The 14,505-nt window shown below is 66.4% G+C and carries 15 protein-coding genes; 7 read left to right on the forward strand and 8 right to left on the reverse strand.

Annotated elements, in window-relative coordinates:
• Positions 1-148: 148 nt before the first annotated feature.
• Together CVM52_RS18225 and CVM52_RS18230 are read right to left on the reverse strand one after the other, a co-directional pair.
• Positions 149-736: an RNA polymerase sigma factor gene (locus CVM52_RS18225; RefSeq protein ID WP_240620995.1), complete on the reverse strand. Its 588-nt coding sequence runs from the start codon at positions 734-736 to the stop codon at positions 149-151.
• A 50-nt stretch (positions 737-786) separates the two neighbouring features.
• Positions 787-1,392: an EF-hand domain-containing protein gene (locus CVM52_RS18230; RefSeq protein WP_100163865.1), complete on the reverse strand. Its 606-nt coding sequence runs from the start codon at positions 1,390-1,392 to the stop codon at positions 787-789.
• A 202-nt stretch (positions 1,393-1,594) separates the two neighbouring features.
• On the opposite strand from CVM52_RS18230, the gene CVM52_RS18235 reads away from it, so the two are divergent.
• Both CVM52_RS18235 and CVM52_RS18240 read left to right on the forward strand, forming a co-directional pair.
• Positions 1,595-1,996 (forward strand): DUF983 domain-containing protein, encoded by a 402-nt coding sequence (locus tag CVM52_RS18235; RefSeq protein ID WP_100163866.1) that lies wholly within the window; start codon positions 1,595-1,597, stop codon positions 1,994-1,996.
• A 20-nt stretch (positions 1,997-2,016) separates the two neighbouring features.
• Entirely contained in the window at positions 2,017-2,715 is a 699-nt protein-coding gene (locus CVM52_RS18240) for an NUDIX hydrolase (RefSeq protein WP_100163867.1), read from the forward strand.
• An 11-nt stretch (positions 2,716-2,726) separates the two neighbouring features.
• On the opposite strand, the gene CVM52_RS18245 is transcribed toward CVM52_RS18240, so the two are convergent.
• Complete coding sequence (locus CVM52_RS18245) at positions 2,727-3,626, reverse strand: EamA family transporter (RefSeq protein WP_100163868.1); 900 nt, start codon at positions 3,624-3,626, stop codon at positions 2,727-2,729.
• A 20-nt stretch (positions 3,627-3,646) separates the two neighbouring features.
• Positions 3,647-4,567 carry a fatty acid desaturase gene (locus CVM52_RS18250; protein ID WP_100163869.1) on the reverse strand — a complete coding sequence of 307 codons (921 nt, stop codon included), beginning with the start codon at positions 4,565-4,567 and terminating at the stop codon, positions 3,647-3,649.
• A 105-nt stretch (positions 4,568-4,672) separates the two neighbouring features.
• Here CVM52_RS18250 and CVM52_RS18255 point away from each other — a divergent pair, with 105 nt between their 5' ends.
• Positions 4,673-5,539 (forward strand): helix-turn-helix domain-containing protein, encoded by an 867-nt coding sequence (locus tag CVM52_RS18255; RefSeq protein ID WP_100163870.1) that lies wholly within the window; start codon positions 4,673-4,675, stop codon positions 5,537-5,539.
• 60 nt (positions 5,540-5,599) lie between these two features.
• On the opposite strand, the gene CVM52_RS18260 is transcribed toward CVM52_RS18255, so the two are convergent.
• The 4 genes from CVM52_RS18260 to CVM52_RS18275 all read right to left on the reverse strand — a co-directional run bounded on the left by CVM52_RS18260 (position 5,600) and on the right by CVM52_RS18275 (position 9,615).
• On the reverse strand, positions 5,600-7,066 hold the full coding sequence (locus CVM52_RS18260) for a carnitine 3-dehydrogenase (protein ID WP_100163871.1): 1,467 nt from the start codon (positions 7,064-7,066) through the stop codon (positions 5,600-5,602).
• Entirely contained in the window at positions 7,063-7,533 is a 471-nt protein-coding gene (locus CVM52_RS18265; protein ID WP_100163872.1) for a lipocalin family protein, read from the reverse strand. The genes CVM52_RS18260 and CVM52_RS18265 overlap by 4 nt, the downstream gene beginning before the upstream one ends.
• Positions 7,530-8,441 (reverse strand): 3-dehydrocarnitine:acetyl-CoA trimethylamine transferase BcoG, encoded by a 912-nt coding sequence (gene bcoG, locus CVM52_RS18270; protein WP_100163873.1) that lies wholly within the window; start codon positions 8,439-8,441, stop codon positions 7,530-7,532. The genes CVM52_RS18265 and bcoG overlap by 4 nt, the downstream gene beginning before the upstream one ends.
• 127 nt (positions 8,442-8,568) lie before the next feature.
• Positions 8,569-9,615, reverse strand: a complete 1,047-nt coding sequence (locus CVM52_RS18275; protein WP_100163874.1) for an aldo/keto reductase — start codon at positions 9,613-9,615, stop codon at positions 8,569-8,571.
• Between the two features lie 190 nt (positions 9,616-9,805).
• Between CVM52_RS18275 and CVM52_RS18280 the strand changes: the two genes are divergently transcribed.
• The 4 genes from CVM52_RS18280 to metG all read left to right on the forward strand — a co-directional run bounded on the left by CVM52_RS18280 (position 9,806) and on the right by metG (position 14,126).
• Positions 9,806-10,396: a YceI family protein gene (locus CVM52_RS18280; protein ID WP_100163875.1), complete on the forward strand. Its 591-nt coding sequence runs from the start codon at positions 9,806-9,808 to the stop codon at positions 10,394-10,396.
• A gap of 81 nt (positions 10,397-10,477) precedes the next feature.
• Entirely contained in the window at positions 10,478-11,704 is a 1,227-nt protein-coding gene (locus tag CVM52_RS18285) for an MFS transporter (RefSeq protein WP_100163876.1), read from the forward strand.
• Positions 11,705-11,914: 210 nt separating this feature from the next.
• Positions 11,915-12,280 (forward strand): PEP-CTERM sorting domain-containing protein, encoded by a 366-nt coding sequence (locus CVM52_RS18290; protein WP_100163877.1) that lies wholly within the window; start codon positions 11,915-11,917, stop codon positions 12,278-12,280.
• A 127-nt stretch (positions 12,281-12,407) separates the two neighbouring features.
• Positions 12,408-14,126 carry a methionine--tRNA ligase gene (gene metG / locus CVM52_RS18295; protein WP_100163878.1) on the forward strand — a complete coding sequence of 573 codons (1,719 nt, stop codon included), beginning with the start codon at positions 12,408-12,410 and terminating at the stop codon, positions 14,124-14,126.
• Positions 14,127-14,505 lie beyond the last annotated feature (379 nt).

A 14,505-nucleotide genomic window follows, 5' to 3' on the forward strand; every position in this document is an offset into this window, starting at 1 on the left:
CATCGGGGCCGCCACCGGCCGCGCGCCCTGCACCTCCAGCGCGTCGGCCAACATCCGCTGGGTCAGCGCCTCGGGCAGGCGCGGCGGATCGTGCCGCGCGCCGGCGAACATGTCGTCCAGCCAGTCCATATCAGTGTCCTTGTCGCGTTCAGCCATGATCATACCCCAAATCCTCGCGCCGCCCGGCCAAGGCCGCGGCCAGCGCCCGCTTGCCCCGGGCGATCAGGCTTTCGACCGCCTCGGTGCTGATCTCCATGATCCCCGCGATTTCGGGGTTGGAGAGTTCTTCCAGGTGGCGCAGCACCACCGCCTGCCGTTGCCGGTCGGGCAATTGCTGCAGCGCCGCCTGCAACGCATCGTTGCGCTGCCTCTCCTGCATGGTTTCGGCAACGCTGCGGCCAGGATCGGGCGGTTCTGCCACCTCGTCCAGCGCCGTCATGCTGCCGCGCCGCCGGCGCTGCCGGTCAATGCACAGGTTCATCGTCACCCGGTACAGCCAGGTGCTGACCTTCGCCTCGCCGGTCCGCCAGTCAGGCGCGATGCGCCACAAGCGCATCATCGCCTCCTGGGCCACGTCCTCGGCCTCGCTGCGCTCGCCCAGCATGCGGAAGGCCACTGCGAAACTGCGCGGACCCAGGCTGTCGATCAAGTCGCGCGCCGCCTTCGGCTCGCCCGCGGCAAAGCGGGCGAGCAAATCTGCATCGGGATCTTCCACACCGGTCACAGCGGGTGGCAGCCCGTGTTGGTCCGGCGTGCCGGAATTGGCGAGGAAGACAGCCACACCGGTCAGTCTTGCGGCTGGTCCGGGGTGGTCTGCGGCGCCGGACGCTGTTCACGTTCGTGACGCGGCCCGTGGTCGCGGCCATGGTCGTCCCGGCCATGGCGCATTTCGCCCATCCGCTCGCCCGTCTTCATGAAACGGTATTTCTTCATGAAATCCTGCATCGCGGCATATTCCTCTTCCGAGACAACGCCATCGCCGTCGCTATCGATTGCCCCGAACAGCATGGCGTCACGATCGGGACCACCCCGCTTGCCGCGCGTCGGCAGCTCCTCGAGCGACACGGCGCCATCGCCATCCTTGTCCAAATGCGCGATCATCCGGGTCACCCGGCCTTCGACACGGGCCTGCGCCGCGGCGACCATCTCGTCCTGGCTCAGCAGGCCGTCGCCATTGGTATCAGCGGCGGCGAACCGGGCCTCGGCACGGTTGGTGATCTCTTCGCGGCTGATCTCGCCATTGCCGTCGGCATCGAGCTCTTCAAAGCTCATTACCGCAGCGGCCGGACCACGCGCATGGCGACCGAAATCCGGTCCGGCGGCCAGGGCCGAGGTTGCGGTTACTGCTGCTGCTGCCATCATGATACCGATCATGAAACCTTTATGAGTCATGTTTCTTTTCCTTGTATCGCGGCGGCCCCGTGCCGCCAACTACAGGAAAGAAACGCCGGGCCGCGGAAGTTCCGTCGCAAATTCTGCAAAAAATTCTGCCCCGCCGCGCGCGTCCCGCTTTGCGACATCGCGCCGCAAGACCGATCTGCACCTTTCGCCGGCGCGCCGCAGGCTGTATTTTCATCGCAGGAGACACGCGCCCATGACCGACCAAACGATGATCCACGCCCCCGTGACCGAGCAACGGCCGGTGATGCCCGCGCTGACCCGCGGCTGGCAACGCAAATGCCCCAGCTGCGGCAACGGCCGGCTGCTGAAAGGGTATCTGAAGGTGAACGACACCTGCCCGGTCTGCCAGCAGGAGTTGCACCACCACCGCGCCGATGACGGCCCGGCCTATCTGACCATCCTGATCGTCGGTCACCTGATGGCGCCGGCGCTGCTGCTGGTATTCGAAACCTTCCGGCCCGAGCCGCTGACGCTGTTCACCATTTTTACGGTTGGCTGCGCCGCGCTCTCGCTTTACCTTCTCCCCAGACTGAAGGGGGCAATCGTGGGCTATCAATGGGCCCGCCAGCTACACGGGTTCGGCAAACCGGCCTGAACGGCCCCGGGAGAGGGGCCATGAGCAGTGACAAATCCGCCATCCGCAACGCGTCGACGATCATCGTTTTGCGCGACCGGCTGCGCGATCCGGCAATCCTGATGGGCCAGCGCGGCGCCACCGCCGCCTTTATGCCGAACAAGTTCGTGTTTCCCGGTGGCGCGGTGGATCGCGCCGATGGCGCGGTGCCGCTGGCCGCCCCCCTGCCCGCGCTGTGCCACCGGCGGCTGGCCGAAGAAGCGCCCGACGGGCTGCAGCATGCGCTGGCTGCGGCCGCCATCCGCGAACTGTGGGAGGAAACCGGCCTGATCCTGGGCGTGCCGGGCCAGTGGCCCGGCGCTGTGCCGCCCGATTGGGAGGAATTCGCGGCAACCGGGCATGTGCCCTCGGCCGCGGCGCTGCAATTCGTATTTCGCGCGCTGACCCCGCCGGGCCGGCCACGCCGCTTTGACGCCCGGTTCTTCCTGGTCGATGCCTCGCATATCCAAGGCGATCCCGACGATTTCACCCATGCCCAGGACGAGCTGTCGCATCTGCAATGGATTCCGCTGTCGCGGGCGCGCAGTTTCGACCTGCCTTTCATCACCGAGGTGGTCCTGGCCGAGGTCGAAGCCCGCGTGAGCGATCCGGCCCCGCCGGCCAGCGTGCCGTTCTTCCGCAACAATGACGAAAGCAGCCTGTTTTTGCGCCTGCGCGGCTATCCGATGCCCGAAAGCTGACCGGCGCCGCGTCAGATCGCCAGGATCAACAGTAGGATCGACAGCCCCAACAGCGCCATGCCCAGCAGTTCGCGCCGCGTGATCACCTCGCGGAAGAACAGCACCGAGGCCAGCAGCGAAAACACCATCTCGATCTGCCCCAGCGCGTTGACATAGGCGGCATTCTGCAGGGTAAAGGCCAGGAACCAGCAGAACGACCCGCCCAGGCTGGTCAGCCCGACCCAGACCGCCACCCGCCGCGCCGCCCAGACCGCGCGCAGCTCGGCCCGATCGCTCAGCACCAGCCACAGCCCCATCGACACCATCTGCAGCGTCACCACCACCGCCAGCGTCAGCGCCGCGCGCTGCCAGGCCACCGCGTCGACCTGCAACGAGGCGGCACGATAACCGACCGCCGAAAACGCGAACAACACGCCCGAGCCCAAGCCCAGCAGCGAGGCGCGCGTGGTCAGGTGCCGCCACCAGGCGCCGGAGGTGGCGCCGCTGTGCGACAGCAACAGCACCGCGGCCAGCCCGATCAGGATGGCCAGCAGGGCGCCGGTGCTGACCCCTTCGCCCAGCAGGAGAAACCCCACCAGCGCGGTCTGGATCACCTCGGTTTTCTTGAAGGTGATGCCGACGGCAAAATTGCGTTCCTTGAACAGCAGCACCACCGCCAGCGTGGCGAAAATCTGCGTTGTGCCGCCCAACAGCGCATAGGCCCAGAAGGCCGGGCCAAGGGTGGGCAGCGCCGTGCCGGTTACGCCGAGATAGGCCGCCAGCAACAGCAGCAGGGGCGGTGCCGAATAGGCAAAGCGTGAAAAGGTTGCGCCCGCCGCGCTGAGCCGCGTCGTCGACAGCGACTTTTGCAGCATGAAACGCAGGGTCTGGAAGATGGCCGCCGCCACCGTGACGTAAATCCACAGGCTCATGCGGCGTTATTGGCGCAAGTTCAGCGGCCGCGCCAGAGCGGATGCACGACCGGATCCTTGGCACGAAACAGGTATTGCCGGAACACCTGCCCGTAGGATCGATAGAGATAGCCGTCATTGATGGCGACGAACCGCGCCTTTCCGGCCCGGTACAGCGCCGGCAGCCGGTACCAGGGCACGCCCGGGTGCATGTGATGCACCACATGCAGGTTGTTGTTGAGAAACAACAGCGCCAGCGGCCCGCGATCCTCGATGATCACGGTGCGGCCGCGCACCTTCTCATGCGCCTGATGTTCCAGGAAGGTGCGAATGCGCAGCAGCCCCAGCGCCGCATAGCAGGCCGCAAGATAGGCCCATAGCGGCATTGGTGACAGCAGCACCAGCGCCAGCACCACCGCGCCACCCGCCAGGTGCAGCCGCCAGGCCCGGCGCACGGCGCCATCACCCGCCCGCGCCAGCCGCCATTCCGCCTGCAGGAACAGCGCTTGCCCCAGCGCCGGTCCGATCAGGATCCGTCCCGCCAGCGTGTTGTTCACCCGGAACAGCGCCCGTTTCCAGCGCGGCAGCCGGGCCCAGACCACCGGATCGAGGTAATTGGTCTCGGGGTCGTCATAGGGGTCGGTCAGGTTGGCGTCGCGGTGATGGGCCAGGTGCAGGTCGCGGAACCGGCCATAGGGCACCGCCAGCCCCAGAGGCAGGCACATCGTCATCTCGCTCCAGAAGGTCGAGCGGAAGGGATGGCCATGCAACACCTCATGCGTCAACGAGGAGTGGAAGGCGATGGCGATGGCGACCAACACCCAGCCCAACGCGGGAAAGCCCGCGGCAAGCCCGAAGAGCGCGCCGCCCCAGGCGGCGTAACAGCCTGCAATGCAAGCCAAAGTGATCCATTCGACCGCCGGCGCAAGCGCACGTGCCGGGGCCCCCGAGATTGCCTTCATACCTTACCCGTTCCCATTCCCTGGCAGCGATTATCCACAGCGATACATCTGTGAACATTCGGGATATGGTGCACAAAGCCTACAATATGTGATATAACTAAACACATGCCGGATAAGATCGACAAACGCGAGCGTGCCGCACAGTTCCGTGCCCGATTGCTGCGCAGCCTGCGCGACACCGGGACCAGCCAAAGCGCGCTGGCCCGCCGCATCGGCGTCGACCGCTCGACCATCTCGCAATTGCTGGCCGATGACGGCGCCCGCCTGCCCAATGCCCATGTGGTCGGCGCCTGCGCCTCGGCGCTGGGGGTCTCGGCCGACTGGCTGCTGGCGCTGTCGGACCGGCCGGAAAGCGCCGCGGAACTGCTGGCCGGCAGCCTGTCACTGACCGAGGCGCCGCGCGCTCTGGTCGACGAGAAGATCTTTGAATGGCACCGCGAGGCGGCGGGATACAAGATCCGCCATGTGCCCGCCGCCCTGCCCGACATGCTGAAAACCCGCGCGCTGCTGGAATGGGAATATCGCCCCCATCTGGGCCGCACCGCCGACCAGGCCATCGGCGCCTCGGAAGACCGGCTGCAATGGATGCGCAATTCCGGGTCGGATTACGAAATCGCCATCTCGATCTATGAATTGCACTGTTTTGCCGAAGGCGTCGGCTATTACCACGGGCTGCCGGCCGACACCCGGCGCGACCAGATCGACCATATCCTGGCCCTGTGCGACCAGCTGTACCCGCGGCTGCGGATTTATCTTTTCGACTCCCGCCGGCTTTACTCGGCGCCGATCACGGTGTTTGGGCCCTTGCTATGCGTGTTCTATGCCGGCGGCCATTACATGGCCTTCCGCGACCGCGACCGGATCGAGACCTTCACGACCCATTTCGACCGCCTGGTGCGCGAGGCCGACCTGTCGGCCCGCCACCTGCCAACACATCTGCGACGGTTGCGGGAAAAGCTTGCGAAGCGCTGAGCCCGGCGCGGGGTGGGATGGGGTTTCGACACGACCCCGAACCAAGCCGGGGCCGGCGCCTTATCCCGGCCGCCGGATCGTGCGCCCTGCCCCCTCGGGATAGGGCATATCCGCCTGCGCCTCGGCCACCAGCCGCAGCCCCTCGGCCACTTCCGGCCCCGGTTCGCTGGGGCGGCGGGTCTCCAGGCTGACATGCAGCAGGAAATGCTCTGCCGTCGCCAGCAGGCGCTCGCCCGCGTACATCCAGTGAAACAGCTGCAGCTTCTTGCCCGCGCCCAGTAGCATCTGGGTTTTCACTTCGATCCGCGCCCCGGCATGTACCTCGTCGACATATTGGATATGCGTCTCGGCGGTGAAATAGCTGCCGCCCGCCGCGATATAGTCGGCATCGCAGCCGATGAATTCCATGAACCGGTCCGTCGCCATCGAAAACGCGTCGAGATAGCGCGCCTCGTTCATGTGGCCATTATAATCGGTCCAGTCCAGCGGCACCGCCCGTGCCTGGGTCAGGATCGGTTCACCCGGTGTCACACCGTCCACCGCGCGGGCGGCCAGCGCCGTCGCGGCGCGCACGCGCTTGTCGTGATCCGTCAACAGCGCCCCGGCGCCCCAGCCCTGCCCCTTCAACGCCCGCAGGATTGCAACAAGATTGGTATCGCGGATGCGCTCCAGTTCGCGGATCGTATGCGCGCCCGACTGCTCATCGGACTGGCCGGCGATCAGGTCGACCAGTTCATCGGTGAAGTCGGGCACATCCGTCAGCTTGGTCCAGGGCCATTTCAGCGCCGGGCCGAACTGGGCCATGAAATGTTTCATCCCGGCCTCGCCGCCGGCGATGCGATAGGTTTCGAACAGGCCCATCTGCGCCCAGCGCAGGCCAAAGCCATAGCGGATGGCGTTGTCGATCTCCTCGGTGGTGGCGATGCCGTCCTTGACCAGCCACAGCGCCTCGCGCCAGACCGCCTCCAGCAGCCGGTCGGCGACATGGGCGTCGATCTCCTTGCGCAGGAACAGGGGTAACATGCCGATCCCGGTGAGGATCTGCGCCGCGCGCTCTGCCACCTCCTGCTCGGCCGTCACCAGCTCGACCAGCGGCAGCAGGTAGACCGGGTTGAACGGATGCGCGACGACGATCTGCGCGGGCCGCGCCGCGCCCTGCTGCAACTCCGAGGGTTTGAAGCCCGAGGTGGACGAGCCGATCACCGCCTCCGGAGCGCAGGCGGCCTGGATCTGCGCGAAGACCTTGTGTTTCAGCTCCAGTCGCTCGGGCACGCTTTCCTGGATCCAGGTCGCGCCAGCCACCGCCTCGGACAAATCCGCGTGAAAGCTCAGCGTGCCTTCCTCGGGCAGCGCCACATCCGACAGGCCGGGCAAGGATCGCCGCGCATTGGCCAGCACCTCGCCGATCTTGCGCTGCGCCTCCGGGTCGGGGTCGCAGATCTTCACATCCCAGCCGTTCAGCAGGAATCGCGCGGCCCAGCCGCCGCCGATCACCCCACCCCCAATGATTGCCGCGGTTCTGGTCATTCTGTCACATCCACCAATTTTGCCGGGTCATACCCGTTGAATTCCATGATCGCCCGCGCCGCCGCGATGCGGTCTTCCCCGCCCGCCGGCTGGCGGTCGAGGATCAGGCCCAGCGATCCGTCCGGATTGCCCAGCGCGGCGGTGCGGAACCCGTCATCGATCCACAGCACCCAGACCTCGCGCCTGCTGCCCGGACCGGCCCCCAGGGTGAACCGCCCGGTCCCGGTGATCCGCGCCGGAACGTCCCGGCCGTTTTCGCGCCAGGTAAAACCAGCGGGGTCAACCTCGGACACCTGCAGCGCGCCCGGCACCGGCTGTCCGGCCAGCCCCTGCCGCACCACCCAGGTTCCGGCAAACCGCGCGGGCTCGAACCGGGTGGTGGCGCCGATCGGCACCTCGGGGTCGCGCCCCCCCGGCGGCTGCAAGGTGCAGGCGCCCAGCAACAGCGCGACCAGCCAGATCCTCACCGTGGCGCCCGCTTCACCAGCCCCAGCCTGTCGCGCACCTCCTGCGGGCCGATCACCCGCGCGCCCATGCTTTCGATGATGCCGCGCGCCCGTTCGACCAGCTGCCAGTTCTCGGCCAGCACCCCCTTGTCCAGCCACAGGTTGTCTTCCAGACCCACCCGCACATTGCCGCCCGCCAGCACCGCCGCGGCGACATAGGCCATCTGGTTGCGCCCCAGCGAAAATGCACTGAACGTCCAGTCATCCGGCACGTTGTTCACCATCGCCATGAAGGTGTTCAGATCGTCCGGCGCGCCCCAGGGCACGCCCATGCACAGCTGCACCAGCGCCGGCGCCTCCAGCACGCCGTCCTTCACCAGCTGCTGGGCATACCACAGGTGCCCGGTGTCAAACGCCTCGATCTCGGGCTTCACCCCCAGATCGGTCATCATCCGCCCCATCGCCTGCAACATGCCGGGCGTGTTGGTCATCACGTAATCGGCCTCGGCAAAGTTCATCGTGCCGCAATCCAGCGTGCAGATTTCCGGCAGGCACTCGGCGACATGCGCCACCCGTTCGGCGGCGCCGATCATATCGGTGCCGGCCTGCTGCAGCGGCAAGGGCCGGTCGGGCGATCCGAACACCATGTCGCCGCCCATCCCGGCGGTCAGGTTCAGCACCACGTCGACCTCGGCGTCGCGGATGCGCTCGGTGACTTCGCGATAGAGGCTCAGCTGGCGCGAGGGCGCGCCGGTTTCCGGGTCGCGCACGTGGCAATGCACCACCGCCGCCCCGGCGCGCGCCGCGGCGATGGCGCTGTCGGCGATCTCGGCGGGCGAGCGCGGCACATGCCGGCTGCGTTCCTGGGTGGCGCCCGACCCGGTGACGGCACAGGTTATGAACACCTCTTTATTCATGCGCAGCGGCATCGGTTTGCTCCCTTGCTTTGACTTCCGGGCCGATAGGGTCACAGCGCCGGAGCATCCGCAACCCGAAACCCGGCGCCGGTTTGGCCTGCAAAAACAATCCCGCCGGAGGCAGGCCGCACAGCGCCCTTCAATAGGGCATCGGATGCGCCCGGTGCGCGGCCGTGATCTCGGCCAGCACCGCGTCGCTCAACGTCACCTCGACCGATCCCAGCGCATGGTCCAGCTGCTCCAGCGTGGTGGCACCGAAAATCGCCGAGGTCATGAAGGGCCTCGTCCGGCACCAGGCCAGCGCCATATGCACCGGGTCCAGATCGTGGCGGCGGGCGATGTCCAGATAGGCCTCGACCGCCGGGAAGCAGCGCGGGGTGATCCGCCCGCCCAGTTCCGGCACCAGCGACCGGCGCGAGCCCGGCGGCACCGCGCCGTCCTGGTACTTGCCGGTCAGCAGCCCCGCCGCCAGCGGCGAAAAGGCGATCAGCCCGGCATCCTCGTTCACCGCAAGCTCGGCCAGGTCGGTGTCGAACAACCGGCACAGCAGCGAATATTCGTTCTGGATCGTCACCACCCGCGGCCAGCCGCGCGCATCGGCGATCCGCAGCCATTGCGCCGTGCCCCAGGCGCTTTCATTGCTCAGGCCGAAATGGCGGATATTGCCCTTGTCGACCTGCCGCTGCAATGCCTCCAGCGCCTCTTCCATATGCGCCAGCGTCGCCGCCCGGTCCTGGGTGGAGGGGTCATATTCCCAGTGCTTGCGGAACATATAGCTGCCCCGATTGGGCCAGTGGAACTGGTAGAGGTCGATATAATCGGTCTGCAACCGGCGCAGCGACCCTTCCACCGTGGCCGGGATGGTCTGTGCCGTAATCGGTGCGCCGTCGCGCACCGCGGCCAAGCCCTCGCCGGAATGTTTGGTCGCCAGGATGAACTCGCCGCGCCGTCCGGGATTGGCGGCATTCCAGGTGCCGATGATCTCTTCGGTGCGGCCGATGGTCTCTTTCGCCACCGGGTTCACCGGGTACATCTCGGCAGTGTCGACAAAGTTGATTCCCGCCTCCAGCGCCCGGCTGATCTGGGCATGGCCCACCGCCTCGGTGGTCTGGGTTCCGAAGGTCATGGTGCCGAGGCAGAGTTCGGATACGGTCAGGCCGGTGCGGCCCAGGGGGTTCATCTTCATGCTGTCGGCATCCTTTGCACTGTGCGGATTTGATGGATCGGCGCGACCTTAGCGCCGGGCGCCCGGATGGCAACAGGCCGAGCCCCGATCCCGCCAGTTCCACCGTTTCCGCGACAGGGCAGCGTCGCAAATGTGATCGCGCAGGCCGCGCCTGCTGCGTTAACATTGCCAATCGGGAGGAGATGCCCGCATGTCCCTCACACGCCGCGCCACGCTGCTTGCCCTTGCCGCCCTGGCCGGCGCGCGCCCGCTGCGCGCCGCGCCGGTCCGATACAGGCTGGATACCGACGCCTCGACCGTCGGCTTTCATTTCATCCTGAACGGCATTTCCCAGACCGGCAGCATGCCGGTGCTGCGCGCAGAGATCCTCATCGATCCCGACAACCTGGCCGCCTCGCAGGTGGATGTGACCGTCGACGTCACCCGCGCCCGCACCCCGTTCGGATTTGCCACCCAGGCGCTGGTCGGGCCCGACGTGCTGGATGCCGCGCGGTTTCCCACCATTCGCTTCGTGTCGCAGTCGATACAGCTGGGCAGTGCCGGCCGGATTTCCAGCGGCGCCCGTATCACCGGGCAGCTGACCATTCGCGGCCAGACCCGGACGGTCACGCTGGCGGCCGGGGTGTACCGGCCGCAGGGGACCGATCCGGACGATCTCAGCCGGTTGCAGGCGCAGCTGACCGGGCAGATCAGCCGCGCCGCCTTTGGCGCCAACGGCTATCCCGGCCTGGTTCGGGACGAGGTGATGCTGGATATCGTCGCGCTGGTGCGGGCGGCCTGACCGGCAGCGGACCAAGAACGACACTGCAAAGTCGGGAAAGGGCTTGCCGCCGGCGCCGAGGCAGGGTTTGACGGTCAGACCATGCGCCTGCTCGTTTCCTTTGCCGCCCTGTTCCTGTCGGTCTTCCTGTTGCAACTGTCCTCGGGCGGCGTCGGACCGCTGGACGTGCTGTCCGGGCTTCAGCTGGGATTCACCACCGCACAGATCGGTCTGCTGGGTTCGGCGCATTTCCTCGGCTTTTTCATCGGCTGCTGGTGGGCGCCGCGGGTGATGGGCGACGTCGGCCATTCCCGCGCCTTCGCCGCCTTTACCGCCACCGGCGCCATCGGTTTGCTGGCGCATATGCTGGTGATCGACCCCTATGCCTGGACGTTGATGCGGATCATGTCGGGATTCTGCGTCGCCGGCTGCTATACCGTGGTCGAGGCCTGGCTGCAGGACAAGGTCACCAATGAAACCCGCGGCCGCACCATGGCGGTTTACCGCGTGGTGGATACCAGCGGCTCGTTCTGCGCGCAGCTGATCATCGGCATCCTCGCCCCGGCCAGCTATGTCTCGTACAACCTGCTGGCGATGCTGTGCTGCGCCGCGCTGCTGCCGCTGACGCTGACCACCAAGCCGCAGCCGATCACCCCGGAGGCGCCGCGCCTGCGCCCGCGCCTGGCGGTAGAGCGCTCGCCGCTGGCGGCGGCGGCGGTGGTGGTGTCGGCGCTGTCCTCGTCCTCGTTCCGGATGGTCGGGCCGGTTTATGGCCAGGATGTCGGCCTGAACGCCAGCCAGACCGCCTGGTTTCTGGCCACCTTCGTGCTGGGCGGCGCGGTGGCGCAGTTCCCGGTGGGCTGGCTGGCGGACAAGTTCGACCGGCGCCATGTGCTGATCTGGCTGTCGGTGGCAGCGATGGCCAGCTGTGCCCTGACCATCGGCACCCAGGGCCACGGCACCGTCGCGATCATGGCCAGCGCCTTCATCTTCGGGATCACCACCTTTCCGATCTATTCGGTGGCCTCGGCCCATGCCCATGATTTTGCCGAAAGCCATGAGCGGGTTGAGTTGTCCGCAGCGCTGATGTTCTATTTCGCCCTGGGCGCCATCGCGGCGCCTTATGTCGCCTCGTTCCTGGTCGGCCGATTCGGCCCCGCGGCGCTGTTCATCCTGGTCGCGGTGGGGCACCTGATTCTGGTGATTTACGGGTTCAGCCGGGTCCGGCGGCGCCGGGCGGCGCCGAAACGGACGCGCTATATCTACGCGCCGCGCACCTCTTTCCTGATCGGTCGGTTGCTCGGCCGGTCACGTGACGTCGGGGAATAGAAGGCAAATTGCGCCCGCCGGTCGCATCGGGCCAGCGCGGCTCAACCCCGGATTGAGATTGTTCCGCGCCACCGCCCGCATAGTTCTCAAAATGAGAACAATACCCTAAAATCAAACACTTATAGTGACATTTTATTAAAAATGTGCCACAAGAGGTCTTCAGGACACCCCGAGTGGGCGTCGTTGGTTTAGGTAGGAAAGTGGTAGAGAATGAAGCATAAATTGATCCTCGCAACTGTCCTCGCAGTTGGTCTTTCGTCCCCGGCGGCAGCGTCGCATTTCGGCGGGTGGGGCAACTTCGGTTCAGGGCCGCAGATCTCGATCCAGCAGGGGCCGTTCCTGTCCTTCCTGAAAGACAAGAAACTCGTTTTCACGCAGAAGAAAAAAGACAGGATCATCTCGTTCTTCGAGAAGAAAAAGGACGGCAAGCGCCATTGGAAAAAGCGCTATTCCAAGTGCAAGTCCGACTGCCAGCCGCCCACCACCACCCCGGTTCCGGTACCGGCCTCGCTGCCGCTGGCGGCTGCTGGCCTGGGCCTGTTGGGCTGGATCGGCCGCCGCCGCAAGAAGGCCTGATCTTCGCGAACGACCATCCGGCAGGCGCCGCCCCCTCCCCGGGGCGGCGCTTTTCATTTGCGCGCGGGTATGCTGGCCTCGCCCCGGGGCTTGCGCTAAGGAGGGCGAAATCGACCAAAGGCGCACCATGGCACGCATCCTGATCACCTCGGCGATCCCCTACATCAACGGGATCAAACATCTTGGCAATCTCGTCGGCTCGCAGCTTCCGGCCGATCTCTATGCCCGCTATCAGCGCGGCCGCGGCAACGAAGTGCTGTTTCTCTGCGCCACCGACGAACACGGCACCCCGGCCGAGCTGGCCGCCGCCAAGGCGGGCAAGCCGGTGGCCGAATATTGCGCCGAGATGCACGAGGTGCAGGCCGATATCGCCCGCCGCTTCGGCCTGAGTTTCGACCATTTCGGCCGCTCCTCCTCGGCCCAGAACCATCGCCTGACGCAGCATTTCGCCGGCCGGCTGGCCGAGGCCGAGCTGATCCGCGAAGTGTCCGAGAAACAGGTCTATTCCAATGCCGACGGCCGTTTCCTGCCCGACCGCTATATCGAGGGCACCTGCCCCAATTGCGGCTATGACAAGGCCCGCGGCGACCAGTGCGAGAACTGCACCAAGCAGCTGGATCCGACCGACCTGATCGATCCGCGCTCGGCGATTTCGGGCTCGACCGATCTGGAAGTGCGCGAGACCAAACATCTGTACCTGCGCCAGTCGGCGATGAAGGATCAGCTGGACGCCTGGATCGACAGCAAGTCGGACTGGCCGGTGCTGACCACCTCGATCGCCAAGAAATGGCTGCATGACGGCGACGGGTTGCAGGACCGGGGCATCACCCGCGACCTCGACTGGGGTATCCCGGTGAAGAAGGGTGACCAGGACTGGCCCGGCATGGAGGGCAAGGTGTTCTATGTCTGGTTCGACGCGCCGATCGAATATATCGCCTGCGCCAAGGAATGGACCGATGCGACCGGCCGCGGCGATGCCGATTGGGAACGCTGGTGGCGCACCGACAAGGGCGCCGAGGACGTGCGCTACGTCCAGTTCATGGGCAAGGACAATGTGCCATTCCACACCCTGTCCTTCCCGGCCACCATCCTCGGTTCGGGCGAGCCGTGGAAGCTGGTGGATTACATCAAGTCGTTCAACTACCTGAATTACGATGGCGGCCAGTTCTCGACCAGCCAGGGCCGCGGCGTGTTCATGGACCAGGCGCTGGAGCTGCTGCCGGCGGATTACTGGCGCTGGTGGCTGCTGAGCCATGCGCCGGAAAGTTCGGATAGCGAATTCACCTGGGAGAATTTCCAGACCTCGGTGAACAAGGACCTGGCCGATGTGCTGGGCAATTTCGTCAGCCGCATCACCAAGTTCTGCCGCTCGAAATTTGGCGAGGCGGTGCCGGAAGGCGGTACCCCGGGCGACGCCGAAACCACGCTGATCGCCAACCTGACCAGCCGCATCCGCGCCTATGAGGGGTTCATGGAGGCGATGGAGGTGCGCAAATCGGCGCAGGAATTGCGGGCGATCTGGGTGCTGGGCAATGAATACCTGCAATCCGCCGCGCCCTGGTCGACCTTCAAGACCGACCCGGAGACCGCCGCGATGCAGGTTCGGCTGGGCCTGAACCTGATCCGCCTCTACGCGGTGCTGTCGGCGCCGTTTATCCCGGACACGTCGGCCCGGATGCTGGCGGCGATGAACACGCTGGACGCCTCCTGGCCCGACGCGGTCGACGCGGCGGTGTCTGTCTTGGATGCCGGCCATGGCTTCACCGTGCCAGAGGTGCTGTTTGCCAAGATCACCGACGAGCAGCGGGAAGAGTGGCAGGCCCGGTTCGCAGGGGTGCGGAGTTAACATCCGGGATGGGGTGACACCCCATCCTGCATAACGTCAGGCCGGCGGGTGTCATCTTTGCCGAAAGCGCGTTTTGCCCGGACTGAAGCACCAAGCGCCGCCTTGCAGCACCCGACCGCCCCCCGGGGCCCTGCCCTGGTGCAGTTCGATTCTCGGTGGATCGGCGAAAGGGATAAACCTTGCCCCGCTTGCTGCAGTCCGCGCGTTATCCCCCACCCCACCGCAACTCACACCCCCGCCACCGCGCTGCGTTCTGCCGTCACCGCCAGTGCCGGGCGGTGTGCCGCCGCCACCCCGGCGCGCTCCAGCATCCGCGCGATGCGCAGGGCCAGCCCTTCGCGCCAGGGCGCGGTGATGATCTGCACGCCGCAGGGCAGCG

The organism is Pseudooceanicola lipolyticus (genome assembly GCF_002786325.1).
Taxonomy (GTDB): domain Bacteria; phylum Pseudomonadota; class Alphaproteobacteria; order Rhodobacterales; family Rhodobacteraceae; genus Pseudooceanicola_C; species Pseudooceanicola_C lipolyticus.